This is a genomic window from Desulfobulbus sp., assembly GCF_030824455.1.
GTDB lineage: Bacteria > Desulfobacterota > Desulfobulbia > Desulfobulbales > Desulfobulbaceae > Desulfobulbus.
The window spans coordinates 20,298-42,667 of the sequence record NZ_JAVBXR010000079.1 but is presented as its reverse complement, the minus strand read 5'-3'; the positions used below and the strand labels follow the sequence as shown (position 1 = coordinate 42,667).

The following is a 22,370-nucleotide window of genomic DNA, read 5'->3' as shown; positions in this document are numbered from 1 at the left end:
AAGGCGATACCATGCCGGTTCCGGAGTGGGCGCGGCAAGCATGAAATCCACAAGCAGGTAATTTTTTTCTATCACCGATGCGAGGAGACTGTTGACGTCATTTTGATTTGCAAGGGTTTGCGTCGAAAATGAAGCCGCAGTTTGCGTCTGCGGTCGCGTTGGTTGTTCAGGTTGCTGCGGCAGAGGCGGTTGCTCACTTTTTGCAGCGGGTTGCGCTGTCGGCTGAGGCTCGGCTTCGGGCGGTTCAGGTTGCGCCTCAGCTTCCACCGGAATGGCTCGAACAAATTCCAGTATCCGCCGCAGGGAAGGAGCGTCAGGGCACTTTTCAGAAACAAAATCGTAAAGCGTCTCAACCGTGGAGGAAAGCTGCTGTTGCGTTTCGGCTGAAACCGGAGCCAGATCGGTGATTTCCCCTAACAGAGCCTCGGTTCGTTCCACCCACCAGCCGATGGCTTGCGCGCGTCCACGCATGCGCTTTACAGGGGGAAACATGCCCTCCCAAAACGCATGCAGGAGGTCGTTGAGTATCACCATGCCGTTTAAAAGCCCCTGCGGCACCCCTTCGGTGCGCAGCAAGCCGACAGCCAGATAACTGGCAACAAGAATATCCTTGGATCTGGTTTCCAGGATATTGGCCGCCGTCTCAACTACTTTGTTCCAATTGACTCCACCGGTCCCGGCCGATGGCTTCGCGTCAATCTCCGCCTGTAGCGCCTCGAAGAGTGGGTCATAGCGGATGTCGTCTCCAGCGGCGTTGGCGCCGTCGATGGGGGTGCGCCCCAGTTCACGAAGCATCATAGCGGCCTCAATGCTGACATGTCGCAATATTGGGCGGAACAGCCACCGGGTCGTTTTCAGGCAGATTCAACAACTCGTCGTGTCCCTCGAAAAGATAGTGAATCCGTATCTGCCGAACGTTCATCGCCCGGAGGTCGCTTTCATGTTTAGGGAAATCATCGGGAGAAAAATTGCGTTCGCCGTTTTGGAAATCAGAGAGGAAATTGATAAAGCTCAATCCTCCGCTGTACTTCCGTTCCAAAGTCAGAGCGCCGAATTTAATGTTCAAAACAGTTTCATCACAATTTTTAAAATTCCATTTGAAAAATTTCTGCACGGAGTAGTTCATGTTGTTGAGCGATTGAAGCTCATCCCCACATGCAAGGGTCAACACGACCGATTGAGGTTTCTGGGTTGCCTCCTGGTTGACGTGAATTGGATACGCTTTGATTTTGACGGTATAGTTTTCCTTGGTGTCGTCGCGACCAAGGTTCCCCTGGTTAAGAAAGTCGATGAACCGTGGATTGAATGCAATCCGCTGCCCTCTGACCGACGTCGGCTGGTAGCCTTGCGGCCCTCCCTTGACAAAAGGGGCTGCCGGGCCTTTGACATATTGCCAGACAATGCCCTGAGCGCCAAACAGCAGTTCCTGCAGCGAAGATTCGCCAACCGCGCTGGTCTCTGCCAACACCTGCGATTCCCACTGTTCCTGTAACGAACAGGCCGCCTCCTTGGCGGCAATCATGGTAATGAAATCAAGCGACGAGTTGATGATGTCCCAATAAATGTTATCGTCTCCGATGTGACGCATCTGCGCCTGAAACGATTTAAATGTTTCTTGAGCCTTGGCATATTGGGAGCTTGCCAAGCCACCCGCCTCTCCGTTCGGAGGCATTGCCGCCGCAGACGCAGAACCAGCGCTGGAAAAAATGTCCGCCGCCAGGCGGGTGGTGGCGGCATTGGTCGTTATCCCTTTGGCCATATCCTGGATGGATTTTCGAAATTCGACATAGGCATTGACTGCATCGAGGAAGGACAGGGTCTTGTCCTTGTTGGGCAGCTCAATTTTTTTCATCGAGAGTTCTTTAAGCAAGGTCTTGCTTCCTTCCATCACGTCATTTGCCGCCTTGCTAAAGCCGGCAGTCTGTTTGTTAAAATCGTCTTCATGCGCCCTTGCTCGAATTCGTTCATGCTCTATTGCCAGTTTCAACCAAGGCGGAAGCGTGTTTCCCTTTGAAAACGGCTCAAGTTCCTTAACCATTCTTTCGATAAACAGTTCGGAGGGAATTTTATTTATACCGATGGCGGCGGCTTGAGCATGCATCTCTTGCGTTGATGAAAAGGTGGCCTTCCCTTGCGGAAAATCCTTGGCAAAATTTTCCCACACCGTGATGTATTGGTTCTTGTAATCATCATTGAACAATTTGATTTGTTCATCGAGCGTCGCAGAATGAGAAGCCACTGAATAAATTTGGGCGATGAAATCATCCAGCTTCTCTTTTCCGGCTACCGTAAAACAGGGCTCGATAAAGATATCTTCAAGGTCTTCGCTTCCTTCCCAGAACGAACGCAAGGTGATGCGTTGATCCACTTCCGTGCTGTCGATCCACTCCAGAACCCAACCTAAGTCATATTGCCCGCCCTCTCCGGTCAGGATCTTGCTGAGCTGCAACGATAATTTTTGCTTGTTGATGGCGGCAGGGGTCAGGTCGTCCTGCCAAGCTGAATAGTACAGGTAAATGTCCTGATATTGTCGGGCTATTTCAGGGGTTATCCTGCTGTCGAGCAACACCAGAAAGGCTCCTGACGGCTCGGGCAGCTTTTTCATGTATTCCAGATTCTTTTTCTCCAGACGCGCGTTAACAAATTGCAATCGGCTGACGATATTGGCGACATAGGAGCCGCGTTCCCTGCCGGGCGTTTGGGGCGTGATTTTTGCGATATTTTCATCCAGTTTTTTAACGACTGTTTTATCGTAAAAATTGTCGCTAAACATGGTGCAGTAATTCTTTTTAAGCCGAGCGACCGCCACCTCGCTCTGGTTCAGTCCGAATCGGGGCACCCACCAATGTTTGTTGCTCTCCTCCATCTTCAGTATGATGGTCCGGAACCGATCCAAAATTAAAATATCCTCCAGCATGCTGCCGGTCAGATAGGTTGGCTCCTTAAATTCAGCGACATACTCGTTGATGACGTGCCGGTTGAGCATGTACGAGGTGCTTGCAAGCCCGAAACCGCCGCCCAGAATCGCCAACCAGGCGATCATCCCGATTCCCCAGTTGATGCGGAAATTTCGCACCGCTGCCCGGAGGGGCGTATGCATCCAGCGATCAGCCGCCAGTACTCCGTCAAAAAAATCGTACAAAAACAAGCTGCGTTTGGTTCCGGGAAGGACCTCCGTTAACAGCACGCCTGTGGAAGCGGCGTCGACGGCGGGTGTGAGAGGGGGGTCTTTTTCCTGCAGCGAAGCGTCGTCCGCATATTGCATGCTTTGAATGTAATGGGAGATCGAGGTTCCGCTCTGCTGGGCGCTGGAAAAAAATATCCCTCGCGCAATCGGCGATTCTTGATAGGGGTTGGCTCGAAACAATCCCTGCATAAAATGTTCAAGTCCCGACTGTACGTTGCGAATCTCCTCCGACAAGAGCAATAGACCGGTTTTGTCGCCCGGCGCCTTGTTCAGCAGCGTGAATCTCATCTCCCTCAGCCGTTCGCAGAGCGTATCCAGCGTAAGGCGAATCACATCGTTCACGGGTCGGGTGAAATCGTCATTGACGACTCCCATCGGCTGCTTGAAGAACGATTCGGGGAGATTCTTCGCCATCTGTCCCATGCCGTAAATCTGATCGCATTTGGTCACTAGGACATAGACCGGAAACTTGGCTCCCAACACCCGCATTAGTTCGTCAACCCGCAACCTGAGCGCCCGCCCCTCCTCCATCAGGGCGTCTTTGTCCGCATCTAAGAGCTGATCGGCTGCAATCGTGACCACCACGCCGTTGAGTGGTTCCTTGCGACGAGCGGCCAAAAGCAAGGTGAGCAGACGCTGCCACTCGTCATGATCAGCGACGTCTATGGATGGGGTGGCATATTTGCCGGCGGTGTCCAGGATGATGGCGTTATCGGTAAACCACCAGTCGCAAAAACGTGTTCCGGATTCGCCCGGACGCATGGCCTCTGGAAAGGGAGAGGAGAGCCGCGCGCTACGAAGGGCCGCAGTTTTGCCGCTGCCGCGCGCCCCAAGCATCATGTACCACGGCAGCGCATAGAGAGGATCGCCCTTTTTGGCCAAATGCGATGCTTTGAGAAACGATAGAGACTCGGCCCACTGTCTTTCAAGGCTTAAAAGATGCTCGGCGGAACCGCTGTCGGCAACATCCGCAAGCGATGTATCCTGTGCAACCACCTGTTTGACGAACTGCTTTTCCCGGTGCCGCACCAGCAACTTTTTCAGGCCATACCATCCAAGAACAAGCCCTAGGGCAAGCAGGATCAGCGAGGCCCCGCTCCAGAGAGGCCATTCTTTGACGTAGGTCATCCAAAACGCGCTGAAAAGCACACCGACAACGACGAGGAATATGAACAGAAACTTGAAGATTTTAAGCAGAAGTTTCATGCTATTTGGACTCCAGATGGATCATATTTTGAACCATGCCGTCAAGCAGAGCGCTGTAAGAAACATAGGACAGGGCGAGGAAAACAAGCGGAGCCAGAATCATACCCAAGGTGACGAAGGAGAAGGCGATGCGGGGCAGGCCGCGTCGACGGAGCGCGGGGGTTTTGGGATAGGATTCGGGGAAAAATCTTACCTGATCGTTGGCCGCAAGCAGGGTGTTTTCCATTTTGAATCGTGCAAACGCTTGTTTTTTGATCGCGTCCAGTTCACCGGCCGTCTCCGGCGCGAAGTAGCGGCCCTTGAAACCCAAGGCAAGGCAGTGGTGAAAAACGTCGCGCACCTGACCGTTGGCCTCAGTCAGACTATCCATCCTTGTGTAGAATTCTTCGCCCGCCTTGTTGGTGGAGTAAAACGTCCGCTGCAGCAACTCCCCCAGCCACGCCTCACGCTCCGGCAAGTTTGAGTTGAGGATGGCCTCGTCTATCCAGGCGCAGACCGCGAAACGGGCTTCGTTGTACTCCTGTTGAGCAAAACCTGCGTGATCAGCCATTTTTCCGCTCTCATCCAGCAATCTGTGGATGATGCTCGTTGCCTGCGAAATGGGGACAGGTTCGGCGCCGCCAGCGCCGACAATGTATGCCGTGTATGCAAGAGGTTTTAAGAAACAGTCAATGAGTCGCATACTATCTCCTGATGACCATGAGTTCTGCTTTGAGATCTTGGGGAGCGCCCTCCCAGTGCATGGCAAGGCACTGCTCGTTGACGATCAGCTCCCATTGTTTGTCGGTGTCGTTCAGCCTGAAGAAATAGCTGCTGGAGTTGCTCAGCGCCTCGCGTGGGGGCTGGGCCAGAAAACTGAGTTCGATCCCGGCCAGCGCCCGCTTGGTAATGGTCGGCAAATAGGACAGTGAAGTGACTCTGGCAAGGTGCGCAAGTGATTCCAAAATCTGTTTGAGATCCAGGGCCGTCCACAGCACCAGATAGTAGTGATTGCGCGGTTGGAAGACATCCGGGCTCAGATTTTCGGCGCTGAAAACGTCCCCGTCTCGTTTCAGCGGGATAATGTACTCAGGGCCGGTGATAAAATCCGCTAACGCTGTCTCTATTGAGTTTTGCACACGGCTGAAACATTCCCACAGCGCCGTGTGGTTGTAGGGCGGCACCGTCTCCCCATCCAAGGTTTCTCCCATGACGTCAACCGTCGTGGAAAAGGTGGAAAGTTCCGCCACCAATTGTCTCAGCGCCAGATAGGCGTTATAGGGGTTGGCGGCCCCGGTTTCGCACATCTGCACGAGCGTCGGGATGTGACGGTTCAGGCAGGAAAGCGCCATGATATAAGATATATATCGGGACTCTGAATCGCCTGTCTCCAGATTTTTCAGCCGTTTATATCCTTCCAGTTGTCGTCCCCGCGCGGCAATCCGGTCGCGAATGTCCCGCACCATGGCGAACAGGCGGTCTGAAGAACGTAACGACAAAACAGGAGGAATAAAACCGGGCAGCAACCGCACCCGCTCGGTTACTCTTTCCAGCCTGGCGATCGGAATGATTTCGTAATTGTCCAGCAGGGCCTTTTCGGTTTCCCAGAACAGCCTGAGTTGATATTGCATCCCCTGGACCTGCCCCGTCTGTCCGTCGAGATAGAGATCCCGCACCTCTTCCGGGGCTGAGGCGGCGACGAAACGGGTCCTGATGTCGGCAAGTCCCTTCAGTTCGTCAACGACGGTCACATTGGGCTCCATCTGGCTCATGGCGCGCAGGCCAAGATAGATCGTGACTGGCTTGTCCCAGTTTTCCCAGGCGTCAACAAACGAGCGCGGCTCTATTGCCGCGTTGCCGGGGAAGAGCGCATAAACCCCACTCGGGAAAAGGAATTTTCCACTCAAGATTTCAAACGACATCGTGGAAAGCGCCGACTCCTGAATGGTCATTTCGGCAACACCCCAGAAATAGGGCTGCAAGAACTCCCACACAGGAGCAAGGCGCGATTCCAGGAAAAGATCATTCAACTGCAAGTGCTGCGGCTGCAGGAAAAGCCCGTGTCGCCAAAAGAGTGGCCGAGTGAATTCCATATCAATTGCTCCCGTACTGTTGGATCATATTCCGTCCAGCAAAGATGTTAATATTCAATGTGCCAGGCGCAGCGAGCACCTCCTGCTTGCCGGGGGTAACCAACACAGGCACCTCAAACATCCGCGTGACCTGATCTGGATCGGATTGAAAGTACCCGGCCACAATGCCCACAAAACGGCTGTTTTCAGCTCGGTCAATCCTGATCACCCGTTCTTCTCCCGGTTGGAGGAACAACTGGTCAAACGAGGTCACGGAAGGGTCAAAGCGATGCGCCTCCATGATTTCAGACAGTTTGTCGCGATTGGCGCCATAGCTCAGGTAGACGCTGGGGTCGCTCATCTGATACACCGCAATCGCCAGGGTGTGGGGTTCGTCGTCATACGAGTTAAGGGCGGCATCCGCCTTGAAACGAATCTCAATAGCTTTGGCTGCAAAGGTCCATTTAACTTGAGGCACGGGATAATTTTTTTTGAGCTCCTCATTGGCTATTCTTGCTTTTTCATTCGCCTCCTTGGCCGCCTCCAAAGGCGTGAGCGGCGGCGGGGGAGGTTTGGAGGCAAACCAAGAGCAGCCTGACGCAACCAGGGTCAGCAAAAGAATGACGATGAAGAATATCGTCCGCATGAATTACTTGTTGTACCCCTCAGTGCAGAAGGTGCTGTAGATAAAATAGTTGTGAACGGTATATTGAATGGTGTCCGGCTTCTGCTTCAACGACGAGTCTCCAAAAGGACCGATTCCGAGGAAATACGCTGCGCATTGCTCTTCCACTTTGCGCATGACGGAGGTGTCGATCGGCCCAGGCCCGGTTATCTTTTGTGCGCATCCGGATGCAAGCAGGGGGATAAACAACACGGCTACAAGACAAATATTTTTCATTCCACTCTCCTATGGAACTCGGGCGTCAGACAAGCTACCCCTTGTGCAGATTCATGCGGGCAGCGTCTTGTCTGTCTGTCGTTCTCGGGCAGACAGGTTTGCTCTGCACTCACCGCAAACATGATCAGACTGAGCCTAAAGAAAATTGGGCGTGATGTCTATGAATTTTGGGGGGTTGGCAATTGTCGCAGAAAAATTGTCGGCCTGTTGGCCAGGCTCACCAATCCGCGCCCCTGGTCAGGAGATAATCTTTTGCCTGCTCCAGGTTCATGCGCGCGGCGCCTTTGATGTCTGTCGTTCCCGCGTCGACAAGATTCATCTGCACTCGCAGTAAACCCCGATTGAAATAGGCCTGGGCGAAATCGGGCATAATGTCGATGGCTTTGGTGTAGTCGGCAATCGCCGCAGAAGCGTTGCCGACCTGCTCCTTCAAGGCGCCGCGCCCAAAATAGGCCTCGGCTAGGCGAGGATCCAGTTCTATCGAGTGATTGAAGTCGGCCAATGCCCCATCCATATCGCCGATCAGCTGGCTTGCCGCGCCGCGTTTTGCAAAGGCCTCGGCGCTCTGGGGCTTCAATTCGATTGCCGCGCTGAAATCTTCTATCGCCGCTCGGTTGTTGCCAGACGCCATGTAGGATACGCCGCGATTGTAAGAGATGAAGAAAGGGTGAAACGCCTCCGTCGCCTCCGTCAATTTCGGATCAGGGTATTGATGACGATAGGAGGATTGGCTCTTTTCCGACTTGAGCGTCAGGGCGCGGCTGTAATCGTCGATGGCCTGAGGATAGTTGCCCATATTTTGGTACGCGTACCCCCGATTGCTGAATGTTGGCGCATAGCTGGGATCAAGCTTGGCGGCCTTGTTAAAATCGTCTATTGCCTGGGGGTATCCTCCGTTCTGCATACTGGAATAGCCCCGGTTGAAATAATCCTGCGGGTTGTCTGCCCGTAACTCGAGAGATTGGCTGAAATCCAACGCGGCGTCACGATAGCTGCCCATCATCTGCAGCGCCTTTCCCCGGTTGGAATACACGACGCCATCCTTGCCGGCGGTTTCGATGGCTTTGTTGAAATTGGTGACCGCTTCCCGGTATTGCCCTTGCTTTGTCTGAAAAATTCCGGCCTCCAGATAGGCAGTGCCGGACGCGACGGTCCCGGACGAAAGCACCGTGTTGAAATCCTTAGCCGCGCAAGTGTCGTCTCCTTTGGCGGCGCAACTGACCGCACGGCCAAGAAACGCCTGGTAATAGGTTGGGTTGGCGGCAATGGCGGCGGAATAATCCTTGATGGCGCGGTCGTACTCCCCTGCTTGGAAAAAGGCGGCGCCTCTGCCGGTCAGGTATTCCACATTGCCAGGGTCGTACTCGAGGGCCTGGGTGTAATCTTTGATTGCGTCCGCCGGGTTGCCAAGCTTCAGATTCGCTCTGCCGCGGGCCGCCAAGGCCTGCGGATACCGGTGGTCGAGGCTGATTGCCTTTGAAAAATCCTTCGAGGCATTCAGTGTGTTGACCTCTTCAAGAACGAGCCCGCGCTGGTAGTAAAAATCAGCCCGGGTTGGTTCGGCCTTGATGGCTTTCCCATACTCGACGAGCGAGTTGTTCAGCTCTTTCAGTTTGAAATGGGCATTGCCGAGATTGGCGTGAATGGTTGCCGGGTCATACCCCGCAGCCAGCGCTTGGGTGAAGTCGGCGACTGCCGCCGCCGGCTTTCCCGATTGAATCAGCACAATGCCCCTGCCAAACAGCAATCCCGCTCTTTCCGACTGTTCCTCCTGGGTGGATGGTGAAAACGACCCCGGAGCGGCGCCTTCTTTTTCCGCAAGCACCGCCAAGGCCTGGTCGTAGTCCGCCAGCGCTTTCTTATAGTCGCCGGTTTTCAAATACGAGGCCCCACGGTTATGGTACGCCTCAATCCGTTTAGGATCCATGGCGATCAGTGTGCTGAAGCGGGTAATGGCTTCGGCATAGTTTTTCTGGTTGTAACTGTCGATTCCTTTGCGGAACAGGTCCCGCATGGCGTTGCTGCGGATCACCAAAGCCAAAGCGCGGGTCGCCGGGGTGACGCCATCTGCGTGGGTGCTGGCGGAGATCAGCGTCTCCCCGCTCTCGGTGTCCAAAAACCGAGCGGAAAGTACAGCAATGGCCTCTTCGCTGTCTGCGGTGGCGTTCTGGAGGCAACTGTACGTGCCCACAACAATAATACGAATACCGAGGCTTTTTCCCAGGCTGGCAAGTTGGGCATCAGAGGGAATGTTCAACAGGTTAATCTTCGCCTTTGCCGCAGCCTGTTTTACTTTCTCCGGGCTCAGTACCGAAAAACCGATTGAGGTCAGATTGGCGGCAAAACGGCTGGTGATAAGATCATTTACGCTCTTTCGTTCGGAATTGACCAAAGGGAGCAGGGCCACAGCCTGACCCGGCTGGTAGGTGTAATGCAGGCCGAATGTCACCAGAGAACCGTGGCCGCGCAAGGTGCTGTCGCGGGCGCAGGAAGTCAGCAGAAGTACTGTGAATATAAGGAGAAAAAGCCTGATCATATGGACTGGCACAGTTACCACATCACCACATGAAAGTAAATTCAATGTTCTTGCCGCAAAACTCCCTGTGTTTCAGCGTTACGCCGAGAAGAACGCGACCCTGGGCGTCGTTGCCGACCGCCTCGATAGTGACGGCGCCTGCGGGCAGCACCCCCTTGAAGCGGGGATGCCGGGAAAACGCCTCGTTCAAAGTGTTCGCCAGGTCGTTCGGATCGTCGCTGGGGCCGGAGCTTTGGCGCAAACCGATAAGGGTGTGGATGATCGTTGAGAGGATCAACGGCGCCAGAATGGACTCTCCATTGATGGTCACGGCTTCCGCCAAGTGAATGCCTTTGCCGCGCGACTGCACCAACGGGAGTAAACCACTCTCCGCCATCTGAAGGGTGCGGTCGCCGGTGATGGCGGTTTCAAGCGGTGTCCAGCCTGCAAGGTCAGTGTCCTGGACGCGCAGCAGTTGGGAAGCAATGCCCAGCGGGCTGCCGGTTCTCGCCTGCGATTGCACCAGCAGGGCGGCAACGCCCCAGACAGGGGCCAGGAAGTTCGGTTTGCGGAGCCTAAACAAATCGGATGACGCGTCGCCATGCCTGGAAGGCGTCAAGGAGAAACGGTTGCACGCGGCTATCGTCCAGGAGGCGGCGGGCTGGGCACGGAGCGCCTTCCATCGGGCAAAGGAAAAGCCCTCCAAATGATTGGGCAGATAGGGGAGACGCTCCAGGCCGGACCAGGCGTCCAGGTGTAAAAAATCCGGGCCAAACCAGCAGACTGCCGGCGACATCTGCCGTTCGGCCAAGTTGGCGGCAGCCTCCAGCAGCAGCATGCCGACCGGGGTCGCATCAAACGGCGCATCCAGCACAATAAGATCCGGCGGGTCATCGTCCAACAGTGGTCCGCTTGATGCCAGCACTTCAGCCGCATTTTCCCGGGTCACCGGAACCAGGGCAAGGCGAAGTTGCTCCGCATCGGCCGCCTCGAACAGCAGGGCAACGCCCTGCCACGCCGCTTCCATCCGCCGGAAATCGTCATCAGCAGAAATCCGGGTCAGCACCCCAGAGACAATCGCATCAGCCTCATTCCCCTCTGTATCAGCCCGCCTGGCGCCTTCCTCCTGCTTTCCGGGAAGATCGACCATGTCGAGGATGCTGTCGAGGGTGGTTGCCGCTGCAGTTGGCTGCGCCGGTGCAGATACGCGGCTTCCATCCCTCAGCGCCTTGAGCCACGGGGTGCGCGCCACCATGGCGTCAGGGGCGAAATCTGCCAAGGAGGTGAATTCCAGCAGTATCCCCGCTTCCGGGGCGAGTGATTGGGGCAGTGGAATATACAGCGAAGGGCGGAGCAGGGCCAATCCGTGATCGGCGGATTGAATCGGGAGAGGTTGCGTGACGGCCGTGTTTGCAGCTGTTTCCGCAGGAAGAAACGGCGCAAAGGCGACAAGGGAAAAAGGTTGCTCAGGTATCTGCATGGCGCGGATTTCCAGGGACGGCATCAGACCAACCGCACCGTAAACAATTCCGGCTCATCACCCTCCGGAAACGATCCGAACACCAATGCCTCCGGCATCCCTTTGACCTTGGCATAATAGGACGTCCCGTCCGGCACTTCATTTTGCACCCCCCAGGCGAGACATTCCCGCTTGCCGAGCATGAGCTGAATACCCTGCATCGGATAGTTGAGCACCGTATTCTTCGGCAGTGTGCTCGCCGGACCCACCGCCTGAAAGCTGATTTCGCCGCCACAGGTCCCAAAGATGACCCCTTTCCACGCTCCCTGCGCCGGCCCTATCTCAAACCATTGCCCCACCTGCTGATCCCCTGCAATATCAATCCGGTAGTCAAGTCGGCGGGGAGGGGCGGGCACACTGGTTTTGGCGACAATTTTGGCGCACAGGGCCGGCTCGTCAATCGTCAGCAGATGGGCGCCGGCAAGGGGAGTGGGGAGGTCGGCACTTTTTGCTGCGGCTCCGCAAGAGATGAGGAAAAGAGGAAGGCCAGGGCGGCGAGCAGCAACGGAGAGCGCGAGCAGCGACAGGCCATAACGCACGGAAGGCTTGGCCAGCTCTTCAGGCGGCGCCACCACCAACCAGCCTGCCAGCGCCGGATTGATCAGCATGTCGCGGGAATCCTGCCAGCCCATACGTTCGACGTCGTCATTCCAGAGAGAACCGGCGACGTCGAAGCCATACGGCCCAAGCTTGGCGCTGACAGCCGAGGGTATGCTCCGATCAGAGCTCAGAGAAGTAAGCCAGAGCTGTTTTTTCATCCAGGTATCCTCTTTCTTTTCGTAGGTGGGTTTATCTCGGGCAAAGCATGGGTTATCCGGAGCTCTAAAAAACATCAACTCATGATCATTACCTTGGTTTGGCTGGGGGCGCAGTTGAGGCCGACCGTGTTGCCTTCGTTCAGCTTCATGGTGTCGGTCAGGCGCACCGCCGGATTGCCTTCGATCTTGACTTTCATGCTGGACATAATGTATTCCGCCGCCCCCATGATCTTGGCGGAGACCACGCCGCCACCGCCGGAAGCGCCGGGCTGGTCGCCGTTGGTAGGCTCTGTCTTGGAGGCCTTGGTCAGCGCAAGCGCCCCGACAACAAACACCTTGGTCGCCGTTGGCGTGGCGGAGGAAGGCACACCGAGATCCGGATAAGGGATTGGCGACACCGCAGGGCCGACGACGGTATTACAGACGTCCGGGGCGGTAATGCTCTGCATTCCGCCAGCAATGGTTGTGGCAAACATTCGGTCCTCCTGATTTTGGTTCCATCATCCCAGATGGATTTTGTCGCCGTCAATCTTGACTCCATGCCGGGCCACCAGCGAGGCGTCGCCGGCCTTCAGGTCAAGGCGGTGGTCCGCGCTGATGTTGACCTGACCGGCCTTGGTGCTGTCCGTCCGCGCCACCCAGCGGAAACAGTCTTTGACTCTCTGGGTAATCCGCTCCGCAACGGTGTCGATGGTTGCAGCCACCAACGACAGTTTCCCGGCTTTGAGGGCTGCAACGCAGGCCGTCAGCGACAGATCGGCAAAGGACGCCTCGCCCCGCAGCCCTTGCAGCTTGATCGCCGGGGCTGCAATGCATGCCGCTGCTGTTCCGACAACCTCGACCGTCTCACCGGCAAGCCGCAAGGCCCCGTCCGAGGCGCAGAGGGTTGTGTCGTCAGGCAGCATGACGCGACCGGCATGGCCGCAACGCTCGAGAACGGTCAGGATGTACACCCCTGCCGCTAGGTTGCGGACAATCAGCACGGTGTCGTTCACCTCCGGCTCCAACAGACATCCGGCGGCTTTTTTCCCCCGCAATGTTCGGGCGCCGGTGGTCACCAGCAGGAATTCGGTGTTGTCCCTTCGGATGACCCGGGCGGTGTCGATGGTTGCTCCGCTTGACGCCATATCAGGCATACCCGGCGTCTCGGGATGCCTGAACATGAGTACATTGTGCCTGTCAGCCATTATGTTGTCTCCTGTTGGATTTTCAGCGGCGACACCCAGGTCTCCCCTTCGGCCAACTCCTTGTCGGTTTCTCTGACGTCCTGCATCTTGGCGCCGGCAAGTCTGGCTTCAGAGAAATTGGCCCGGTGGAGGTTGGCTACAGACAGGTCGGCTTCGGAAAAATCGGCACCGGTGACGATTGCCTGGGAAAAATTCGCATAGGCCAGCTTGGCGCCAATTAAAACCGCTTTTTTCAACGAGGCGCCGACAAAGAGCGATTTTTCCAGGCAGGCGCGCCCAAAACCGGCCCCATCGAGAACGGCCCCCGAGAAATTGGCCATTTGCAGATCAGCTCCGGAAAAATCGGCCTTCTCTGCCCGAACATCGATAAACCCCGCAAAGCTCCCTGTTGCTCCAGTAAATTTTGCCCCGCTCAGGTTGGCGCCCGTAAAGCGGCACTTGGTCAGATCTGTAGCCGAGAAATCCGCCCCTTGCAGCGAGGCCTGCTCGAAGACAGCGAGTGTCAGCCTGCATCCTGGGAATTTCACCCCATCCAGTGCGGTAGCGGTAAAAATGGCGCTGGTGAGATTGGTGTCATTGAAGAGGGCGCCGAGCAGGGGGGTGGCAATCACCGTGAATCGTTCCAGATTGGCTTGGCTGAAATCGAGCTTCCCGGTCTCGCATTGCACCAAGGTCGCATTGTAAAGGCTTGCACCTACAAACAAGGCGTCGGCTAGACGGCACGAGGTGAAAGAGGCGTTGGTGCAGTCCGCGCCGTTGAGCAGTGCGTCGCTGAAGTCACATTCCCGGAACTGGCTAGCAACCAATCTGGATCCAGTCAAGTTCGCTCCACGCAGAGAAACCCTGGCGAATTGTTTAGCGGACAGATCGAGACCAGTTAGGGAGAGTCCGGACAGATCCACACCATCGACGACTTGTTCCGTGAGCATGATGCGGCGAGCTTCGTCACAGTTCATCCATCCTCCTGTTGCCAGTTCTAATTCAAATCCAGAGAATCTCTTTTCTTATCCGAGTTTGACAAGAGCCCCATTAATACATACGCCTGTTGCTCCATTGATATCAACATCGCCCCATGCCTCAATCGTTGTTTTACTTGAGTTCATTGTTATGCTGGCTGCTGCATCGACTGTGATTGCTCCAGTCTCAGATTTTAACGACAGCGCATTCGTAGCCGTCAGATTGTTGGTGGCACCCTTATTGGTGATGTTCACGATACCCTCGTTTACCAGGTTCACGCTAGCCTTGTTAGTAAGATTTCCAGCTGTTGATTCGTTCAATAAATCAAGACCGGCCGTGTTCGATATTTTTCCTAAAGCTGTGCATAATAAATTTTTCCCAGCATCGAGCATAACGTCGTTGGTAACTGACTTCATGTTAAGCCCTAACAGCCCAGTAATATTGACATCACTTGTGCCTTTAATGGTGACATCATCTAGAATGCTCTTTATCTCCACTCCTGGAGATTTTATCTCAATTTCCGTTAAATCCAACTCAATGGTTGATGCGTAGGTTAGCTTTTCAGCCGCCTTAAACACTGAAGAGTTTGCACACCTGCAAAGCAGAGTGTTGATCGCCAGGATGGTTTCATTGACAACGGTAATTTCAGTAGCCGATGCCTTCGAAGCCTTGCCCATGGCCGTCGCAAGTGCGCTTGAAGCCGCAGTCAGCACAAGGATGGCTGCCACCGAACCTGCAATCGCGGGTGACGCCCCTCCTGCCTTGATCAGCACCGACTTCTGTCCGGTCAACTCATTCTCCGCACAGATGGTACAAACATCACCGTTATAGTATTCAACGGTGTTGCCAGAAGTTAAGTCCATCTTGGTGCCGAGAAAGATTTCCATCGCTGCGCCTGCCGTGATCGATGTTTCCGTTCCCAGCAATATCTCGTTAGCCGCGCCGATAGTGACTTCCGTACATTCCCCAAAGGTCAACGAATTCTCCCAGGCGCTGGTTATTTCTATCCCTGCTCCGGTATAGATAGAAACGCCGGAGTTAGCTTCTTCCTCTTCCTGCTTAGCGTCTTCCTCCTCCTGCTTAGTTTTTTCCGTCTCCAGCTCAGTGTTGATCTCGTTAATTTGGTCTTGCAGTTCCTGGTTTGTTGGCGGTTCCGCCTCGCTGGTCGCACTGACAAGGCCCAACCGGAACGAGGTGTTGCTTTTCGGCGTCTGCAGCAGCATCCCTTCGCTGCCTTGCTGATCCTCCAGGTGCAGCTTGTTGCCCCCGGCCGTGGTGATTCGGCTCTGGGTGGCATTTGCCGAATTTATCGGGCTGGGGGTAATCGGATTCGGCACGGCAGCGGCGATGATAGGCCGGTCCGGATCGCCGTCGATAAAGGTCAGCAGCACCTCGGTTCCTTTATGTAGCGGAAAGTGCATGCCGTGGTTTTCTCCGGCATAGGGCTGCGCCATCCGCAGCCAGGAGGAGGCCTTGCCGCCCATGGCGCTGTTCAGGTCAAAGGGCAGGGTCACTTTGTACCGTCCCTGATTATCCACCTCGGCGTATTGCCCGCTTCCGGCCGCATCAATATGGGCGTTCATCGTTCCAGGAATCCGGGGTTTTTCGGTGATCCGCTCAGGTCGGAACTGGCTGCTGGAACTGATCGCGGTGAAACTGTTGTGGTAAGACGAGGAGCGTTCGCGGGTGGAGCCGGCTACGCCCATCCCGGAGGTAAAGAGGAAGGTCTGGTCGCCACTGTGGGTCAGGTCGGTAGTCAGATAGGTGTCGTTAAAATCCGCGCGATTATGGCCAACCAATTGAAAAAGGTATCCCGGCCGCAGGTAGGGAATTAGGCTCTCTCCCTGAAAGAGCCGCGCCCTGCAGGTGAGCGCCTCGGCGCGCATCTTCGCCAGCTGGGCGCCTTCCTCGGGTGTGGAGAAATGCTCGCCGTAAATGAAGACGTCGCCAAAACCCCGTTCGGAAACCACATGCTCCACGGACAGTTCCAGCGAGGGCTTGCGGTAGTTGTAATCCTTCAACAGCACCTTTGCCGGCAGCATCTTCTGGCTGCAGACCAGTGATTTGACAACCTCCTCTCGAGAGGCTTCATCCAACCCCGATGTCTGGGTGTAATAGACCTTCTTCCCCTCGGCCATGACCGAGTGCAGCAGGGCCGTATCGGTTATAATGAGCTTTTCGCTCTCCGCGCCCTGCTCAAAATAATAATAGATGCCCTCCCGTTCCATCAGGCGGGAGATGAAGCTGTGGTGGCTTTCGTTGTACTGGCAGATATATTCATGCGGCTGGTATTGGCCGGTCAGCCGCAATTCATAGTCAAGGCTGGTGAGACCGCCGTCTTGCAGGGCCGCCTCGATAATCTGCGGGATGGTTTTGTCGAGAAAGATCTGGTTGTGGTAGGTCAGGGACAGGCGCCAGAACGCCGGAGTCAGGACGGCACGGTACTGGGTGAGCCCCTGGGCGGTTTCCATCTGTTCAAAGGCCGACAGCATGCCGTTGAAAACGATGTTGCCGTCGTCGCGCAGAATCGAGAGAGCGGCGCGGGATTGGATCACGCTTTCAAGATCAATCACATCGTTGTCCGACACCAGGGTCACGTCAAAATGATAGAGCTTTGAAAGCCCTTCCGCTCCGGTAAAACTAACCACGTCAAAGGTGTCTGCGGGCAGCGTCCCTGCCATTGAGGCAAAGCTGAATTTTTTTCCGATTGACGTCATAGAACTGCTCCTTGGTATTCGGGCACGTTATTCGGCGGACCGTGCCTGTGCTCGCCTGAAATCCGTTCCCTGGATGTCGCTTTCCACTATCTTTGCGCCATACAGGTCCACGCCAAACATGTTTGCCTGTTTCAGGTCACAGTGTTTCAGTTGCGCATGACGGAAAGAGGACTTGAAAAAATTGACCCCACGCAGATCGCAGCTGGTCATCACAGCCTTCATAAAGTTTGCTCTCCGCGCGGTGGCGTTCACCAGGTACACCCGCTCAAGCGCAACCCTGCTGAAATCGGCGTCATCCAGCACGGCCCCGGCCATACGGGCCCCGGATAGGCTGGCGCGTTCCCAGCAGGAACGGGTTAGGTCGGCCCCGGAAAAAATGGCGCCGGCAAGGTTGGTCTCCTTGCTGGCCCGTGAGGCGACCAGGACTGCGTTGCTAAAATCCGTGCCCGTGCCCTGGACCCCGTCAAAGGTTGCCTGACAACCGTCTGTTTCGCTAAAGCAGGCGCGATCAAGGGTTGCATCTGAGAAATCAGCCGCCGTGATCACTGCCCGGTGCAGGTTGGCGCCTTTCAGGTCGGCCTTGGAAAAATTGGTTCTGACGGCGTTTGATCCGACAGCCTTGCATTCTTTGAGGGTGGCTTTGGCAAACAGCGCTCCGGAAAGACAGGCTGTGGAAAGATCGGCGTCGGCAAAATTGCACCCGGTAAAATCGCCCCCGGAAAGATTGGCCCCTTTGAGCTCCACCAGGGAAAAGCTGGCGCCAACGGCCTGAACCTGCGTCAGGTTGGCCTGGGCCATGTGCGCCCCGTTGAAATCGGCATCCGCCAACACCGCATCAGTAAACACCGCTCCGGTGAGAATCGCAGCGGCAAAGGTGGTGTTGGCTAGAATTGCTCCTGAAAAATCTGCCTGGGCAAGCTCTCGGCCGCTGAAATCCATGCCGCTCAGATCGAGCCCGCACAGCTTTTTGCCCTGGGCGTGCCGTTTCATGACCGCATCAACGGAATCAAGGGTTTCTTCAGCTTGATCAGCTTGATCAGCTGCGGGCGGCGCAATCGGCTCCGTTTTCTCTTCCGGCGGCACCGGAGCTGCCGCTTCGCCTGCGGGTGCCAGATCGGCAGCCAGGCTCGTCAACCCGGCAATGATCGTGCCGAAGTCCAGCGTGGAAGGGTCAATGTGTGGAAGCATTTTGGCTGCTGCTTCCTGGGTGTTGACGCCGGATTGTTTCAGTCGTGCTTCCGCGTTCTGAAGTGCATCCATCAAGGCTTTGATCTCTTGTTGAGGATCTTTGGGGGCCGCCAGTGAAGACAGGTATTTATCCAGCGCCTCCTCCTTGGAAATGCCCAGTTTTGCGAAAACAGCGTCGGCCTGCTGGTGGGCATCCGCAATCATCTTGTCCAATTCAAGCTGGCTTGGCGCAACCGTCGGTTCCGGCTTTGGCATGACTTTTGCCATGGCCTGCTCGCGGGTCATCCCCAATCTGGCGAAGACGGCATCGGCCTGGGCATTGGCCTGGGCAATTTTGTCATTCAGATCCGCCGTCATTTTTTCGGCTTCAGGAGACAACGGCGGCGGTTCGGGCGGTTGCGGCAGCTTTAAGGGCGCAGCGGGCGGCGCTGCCGGCGGAGGCGGTTCCGGCGCGGCAACTGGAGACGGCTCGAGCGGTTCCGCCTCGACCGGGGCTGTCGTGGCGATGAATTTATGGTAATAAAAATCAAGCGATTCCGGCGGCGCGTTCATTGGTTCCCACTCGGCCATCAGGTGCGCCACATCGTCCAGAGTCTCGTCGGTGACCTTTGCTGTCCCCCGGAAGAGCAGAACGCCGCAATCCGCCCCTGGGAAAAGCCAGACCGTCTCCGGCCTCGTCTCTATTTCGGTGAATGTTTCCTTGCCGTCAACCACGCGGTTCACGAAAAGGCGGGCGCGCAGTCCCGGCAAGGCCGAGGTGATCTCCGCCTTTTCCGGATGCATGTTCACAATCCGGAGCAACTCGTCGCCTCTGAAAAACCCGGCAAGCCGTTGATCCGCAGGCGCGGTGTTGAAATATTCCGGATCAGTATCGGTGGGATAATGGGGCCAGCGTTTTTTCAGCCAGGCGTCGTCAAAGGTTCCCAGTAATCGTTTTCGTTGCGGCCAGAAGGGGTTGAGGGCGTTGAATCCCGCCGGTTCCGGACGATCTTTGGGGGAGGTCACCAGGTGACGGGGATCCTGCACCTGCGGCAGCGGCAGCCTCCCGTCTTGATCGGGCAGCATGCCGACCCCTGTGGGGTTATGCTCCCACCCCTCGCCGCCAAAAGCCTTGGCCCAACTGACGCGCGTCTCCGTAAACGGCTCTGGGGCAGACGGCAGCCCAGCCGCGTTCCAATATCTGGCGCCGCTCACATGCAGGGTCTTGGTCAAACCGGCAACCGTCACGCTGACCTGGAGACCGGTGACCGCCTGAGGCGAGTGGCCCGCCCCATACACCAGAAATTCCCCCCGTTTTTTGGGATACCCCAGATCAAGCGCCTCTTCCTCGCCCAATTCCCCCGCCACGACCTGCCACATTTGCGCTTCCTCAAGCAGGCGGTCGTCACGCGTCGTTTCCAGAGAAAAACAGGCCATGGCGGCAATAGAGAGGCAGCTGTTTTCCCCCAGCATGCAAGGGGAAAACAGCAGGCCAAGATTATCGGGCTTGATGATCTTCACGAAATTTTCAGCCCTGTTCTCAGGAGAATTTCATGCTGAAGCAGCCGTCTGCGCCAATATCAAGCTGGACGGCCGAGGGCATGCCGCCGGTGGTCATATGGGCCAGGATCTCCTGCGAAAGCTGCGGCATGATGGTGCCGCGAACAATGTAGTCGATGTTGCGGGCCCCGGTTTCCACCTCGGTGCAGCGGGCGGCAATCGTCTCCACCACCGCTTCTGAATAGCTGAATTTCATCTTGTTGTTGTTCATCAGTTGCTTGGCCATCTTATTCAGTTTCAGCCGCACGATGCCGCTCATTGCCGATGCGTCCAGCGTCATGAACGGGACGATGTTCATCCGCGCCAGCAAAGCCGGTTTGAACCAATTGGACAGGATCGGGCGGATAGCCGGGACCAGCACGTCCATGCCGGGGCGTTGGCCGTCGCGGGTCATCTCGGTGATGATGTCGGTCGCCAGATTGCTGGTCAGGAAGAGGATCGTGTTGCGGAAATTGATTTCACGTCCCTCGCCGTCGCCCATGACCCCCTTGTCGAACACCTGATAAAAGAGGTTGAGCACATCGGGATGGGCCTTTTCCACCTCATCGAGCAGAACCACGCAGTAGGGGCGATTGCGCACCGCCTCGGTGAGCATGCCTCCTTCCCCATAACCCACATAGCCGGGAGGCGAGCCGATCAGACGGCTGACGGTATGTTTTTCCTGGAACTCGCTCATGTTGACGGTGACGGTGTACTGTTCGCCGCCAAACATCATGTCGGCCACGGTCAGGGCGGTTTCGGTTTTGCCGACGCCACTGGGGCCGACAAACAAGAATACCCCCATCGGCTGATTGGGATCGGCTATGCCCGATTTAGTTGATTTCATCACTTCGCTGACAATGGAAAGGGCATGATCCTGGCCTTTGATGCGGGCCTGCAGTTCCTCCTCCATCCGCAGAACGCTCTGCGCCTGATCACGCAGCACCTTGCCCAGCGGAATGCCGGTCCAGTCGGAAATAACCAGGGCAACCACATCCGGGTCCACCTCGAACTTGACCATCGGCTCATCCTTTTGGATGTCGGCCAATACAGCCATGGCGGCAACCAGTTCTTTCTCCAACTCTTCCGGTGAAATCGGTGTTTCACCTTCTGCCGTTGGCGCCTCTTTTTTCTTCAGTTCCGCTAGGCTGTTGCGCAGGGAGACGACCTTATCGACCGCTTCTTTTTCGCGCTTCCAGCGTGTTGTGATCTCGGCAAGTTCACCGCCGAGTTTGGTAAGCTCCACCTCAATCTCGGCCAGCCGCCCTTCATCAAGCACAACCCCATGTTCCTGGTCGCGCAGGCGCGCCGTCTTTTCCCTTTCCAGAGCTTGGATGGCATGCTCGCAATCCTCCAGCCGGGCGGGCTTGGAGGCCATGCTGATTTTGACCCGGGCGCAACAGGTGTCGATCAGGTCAATCGCCTTGTCCGGCAGGAAGCGTCCGGTGATGTAGCGGTTGGAAAGCTCTGCGGCCGCGATGACCGCGTCATCCCGCACATTGACGTTGTGGGATTTTTCGTAGGCAAGTTTGCATCCGCGCAGAATCAGAATGGAGGTTTCAACGGTCGGTTCGTCAAGTTTGACCGGCTGGAAGCGCCGCGCCAGGGCCGGGTCTTTTTCGATATATTTTTTGTATTCGGAATAGGTGGTGGCGGCCAGGGTTTTCAATTCGCCGCGCGCCATGGCCGGCTTCAGCAGATTGGCGGCATCGCCGCTTCCGGCCGCGCCGCCGGCGCCGATCAGGGTGTGCGCCTCATCGATGAACAGGATGATCGGTTTTGGGGACGCCTTCACCTCGTTGATGACCGATTTAAGGCGATTCTCAAACTCTCCTTTTACCCCGGCTCCGGCCTGCAGCAGCGCCATGTCCAGTCCCAAGATCGACACATCCTTCAGGCTGTCCGGCACATCGCCCAAAGCAATTTTCAGCGCCAGCCCTTCTATCACCGCCGTCTTGCCCACACCGGCCTCACCGACGGCGATCGGGTTGTTTTTCCGGCGTCGCCCCAGGATGTCGATGATCTGGCGGATCTCGTTGTCACGGCCAAAAACGGTGTCGACCTTGCCGTCACGGGCCTTCTGGGTGAAATCCTCGCAGTATTTGCCCAGGGCGCCGCTGGCCAGGGGGCCGGCTGCTGTGCCTGAACCCGCTTCTGCGCCTGCAGGTGCGGTGTCCGCTGTCTCGATCGAGTTGGCCAGGATCTTGAAAAACTGCCCTTCCAACCCCTCCCGGCTGATGGTTTCCAACAGGTCGGTGTAGTTGCCCCCCGCATAGATGGAAGACTTTGCCAGCAGCGCCAGCAGCAAGGCGCCGGAACGAATGCTGGCCTCACCCAGATTAACCGAGGCCAGCAGCCAAGCTTCCTGAATCCATTGCAGCAGAAGCGGCGAGAAAGCAGGCTTGCCGGCGTTGCCGGAACGCATCTCTTCCAGGGTCCGGTCAAGGCTTTTGCGCAAGGCGGCGCTGTTAATCCCGAACTGTTTCAAAATCAAATACCAGTCGGCTCCGGTTTCATCCAGCAGGCGGGAGACAAGGTGTTCAACCGTCACCTCATAATGCGAACGGGAAACGCAGAGTCCGGCAGCTCCTTCGAGCGACCGGGTGCAAAACGGGTTGAGACGTTTGAGCAATGGTTTTATTTCTACACTCAGCATGCATTTCTCC

General features: G+C 56.2%; 15 protein-coding genes. All 15 read right to left on the bottom strand.

Translation table 11 applies throughout. The annotated features are described in order from the left end of the window. Positions 1–795, bottom strand: a 795-nt coding sequence (locus tag RCH93_RS10215) for a type VI secretion system ImpA family N-terminal domain-containing protein (protein ID WP_306548288.1), incomplete at its 3' end; no start/stop codon positions are given. 10 nt (positions 796–805) lie between these two features. Continuing rightward, the gene (locus tag RCH93_RS10210; RefSeq protein ID WP_306548287.1) at positions 806–4,393 is read right to left on the bottom strand and encodes a type VI secretion protein IcmF/TssM N-terminal domain-containing protein; all 3,588 of its coding nucleotides are present in this window, start codon (positions 4,391–4,393) and stop codon (positions 806–808) included. A 1-nt stretch (position 4,394) separates the two neighbouring features. Continuing rightward, on the bottom strand, positions 4,395–5,075 hold the full coding sequence (locus tag RCH93_RS10205; protein ID WP_306548286.1) for a DotU family type IV/VI secretion system protein: 681 nt from the start codon (positions 5,073–5,075) through the stop codon (positions 4,395–4,397). Position 5,076: 1 nt separating this feature from the next. After that, positions 5,077–6,465, bottom strand: a complete 1,389-nt coding sequence (gene tssK / locus RCH93_RS10200; RefSeq protein WP_306548285.1) for a type VI secretion system baseplate subunit TssK — start codon at positions 6,463–6,465, stop codon at positions 5,077–5,079. Between the two features lies 1 nt (position 6,466). Beyond that, complete coding sequence (gene tssJ, locus RCH93_RS10195; RefSeq protein WP_306548284.1) at positions 6,467–7,090, bottom strand: type VI secretion system lipoprotein TssJ; 624 nt, start codon at positions 7,088–7,090, stop codon at positions 6,467–6,469. Between the two features lie 3 nt (positions 7,091–7,093). Continuing rightward, positions 7,094–7,345 (bottom strand): hypothetical protein, encoded by a 252-nt coding sequence (locus RCH93_RS10190; RefSeq protein WP_306548283.1) that lies wholly within the window; start codon positions 7,343–7,345, stop codon positions 7,094–7,096. A 217-nt stretch (positions 7,346–7,562) separates the two neighbouring features. After that, positions 7,563–9,794, bottom strand: coding sequence for a tetratricopeptide repeat protein (locus tag RCH93_RS10185; RefSeq protein ID WP_306548282.1), 2,232 nt, complete (start codon positions 9,792–9,794; stop codon positions 7,563–7,565). Between the two features lie 109 nt (positions 9,795–9,903). Continuing rightward, the gene (locus tag RCH93_RS10180; protein ID WP_306548281.1) at positions 9,904–11,364 is read right to left on the bottom strand and encodes a type VI secretion system contractile sheath domain-containing protein; all 1,461 of its coding nucleotides are present in this window, start codon (positions 11,362–11,364) and stop codon (positions 9,904–9,906) included. Continuing rightward, entirely contained in the window at positions 11,364–12,137 is a 774-nt protein-coding gene (locus RCH93_RS10175; protein WP_306548280.1) for a hypothetical protein, read from the bottom strand. The genes RCH93_RS10180 and RCH93_RS10175 overlap by 1 nt, the downstream gene beginning before the upstream one ends. Positions 12,138–12,211: 74 nt before the next feature. Further along, entirely contained in the window at positions 12,212–12,613 is a 402-nt protein-coding gene (locus RCH93_RS10170; RefSeq protein WP_306548279.1) for a DUF4150 domain-containing protein, read from the bottom strand. 24 nt (positions 12,614–12,637) lie between these two features. Next, positions 12,638–13,324 (bottom strand): DUF3540 domain-containing protein, encoded by a 687-nt coding sequence (locus tag RCH93_RS10165; protein WP_306548278.1) that lies wholly within the window; start codon positions 13,322–13,324, stop codon positions 12,638–12,640. Next, positions 13,324–14,280, bottom strand: a complete 957-nt coding sequence (locus RCH93_RS10160) for a pentapeptide repeat-containing protein (RefSeq protein ID WP_306548277.1) — start codon at positions 14,278–14,280, stop codon at positions 13,324–13,326. Before RCH93_RS10160 ends, RCH93_RS10165 begins: the two co-directional genes overlap by 1 nt. 48 nt (positions 14,281–14,328) lie before the next feature. Beyond that, positions 14,329–16,998: a type VI secretion system Vgr family protein gene (locus tag RCH93_RS10155; RefSeq protein ID WP_306548276.1), complete on the bottom strand. Its 2,670-nt coding sequence runs from the start codon at positions 16,996–16,998 to the stop codon at positions 14,329–14,331. 27 nt (positions 16,999–17,025) lie between these two features. After that, entirely contained in the window at positions 17,026–19,686 is a 2,661-nt protein-coding gene (locus RCH93_RS10150) for a DUF2169 domain-containing protein (RefSeq protein ID WP_306548275.1), read from the bottom strand. 19 nt (positions 19,687–19,705) lie between these two features. Beyond that, complete coding sequence (tssH, locus tag RCH93_RS10145; protein WP_306548274.1) at positions 19,706–22,360, bottom strand: type VI secretion system ATPase TssH; 2,655 nt, start codon at positions 22,358–22,360, stop codon at positions 19,706–19,708. Between the last annotated feature and the right edge of the window lie 10 nt (positions 22,361–22,370).

What these genes read in the sequence shown, in the direction of transcription:
- RCH93_RS10205 (WP_306548286.1), bottom strand. Translation starts at nt 5,075, where the DNA reads ATGCGACTCATTGACTGTTTCTTAAAACCTCTTGCATACACGGCATAC.
- tssJ (WP_306548284.1), bottom strand. Translation starts at nt 7,090, where the DNA reads ATGCGGACGATATTCTTCATCGTCATTCTTTTGCTGACCCTGGTTGCG.
- RCH93_RS10190 (WP_306548283.1), bottom strand. Translation starts at nt 7,345, where the DNA reads ATGAAAAATATTTGTCTTGTAGCCGTGTTGTTTATCCCCCTGCTTGCA.
- tssH (WP_306548274.1), bottom strand. Translation starts at nt 22,360, where the DNA reads ATGCTGAGTGTAGAAATAAAACCATTGCTCAAACGTCTCAACCCGTTT.
- tssK (WP_306548285.1), bottom strand. Translation starts at nt 6,465, where the DNA reads ATGGAATTCACTCGGCCACTCTTTTGGCGACACGGGCTTTTCCTGCAG.
- RCH93_RS10170 (WP_306548279.1), bottom strand. Translation starts at nt 12,613, where the DNA reads ATGTTTGCCACAACCATTGCTGGCGGAATGCAGAGCATTACCGCCCCG.
- RCH93_RS10175 (WP_306548280.1), bottom strand. Translation starts at nt 12,137, where the DNA reads ATGAAAAAACAGCTCTGGCTTACTTCTCTGAGCTCTGATCGGAGCATA.
- RCH93_RS10165 (WP_306548278.1), bottom strand. Translation starts at nt 13,324, where the DNA reads ATGGCTGACAGGCACAATGTACTCATGTTCAGGCATCCCGAGACGCCG.
- RCH93_RS10155 (WP_306548276.1), bottom strand. Translation starts at nt 16,998, where the DNA reads ATGACGTCAATCGGAAAAAAATTCAGCTTTGCCTCAATGGCAGGGACG.
- RCH93_RS10160 (WP_306548277.1), bottom strand. Translation starts at nt 14,280, where the DNA reads ATGAACTGTGACGAAGCTCGCCGCATCATGCTCACGGAACAAGTCGTC.
- RCH93_RS10210 (WP_306548287.1), bottom strand. Translation starts at nt 4,393, where the DNA reads ATGAAACTTCTGCTTAAAATCTTCAAGTTTCTGTTCATATTCCTCGTC.
- RCH93_RS10180 (WP_306548281.1), bottom strand. Translation starts at nt 11,364, where the DNA reads ATGCCGTCCCTGGAAATCCGCGCCATGCAGATACCTGAGCAACCTTTT.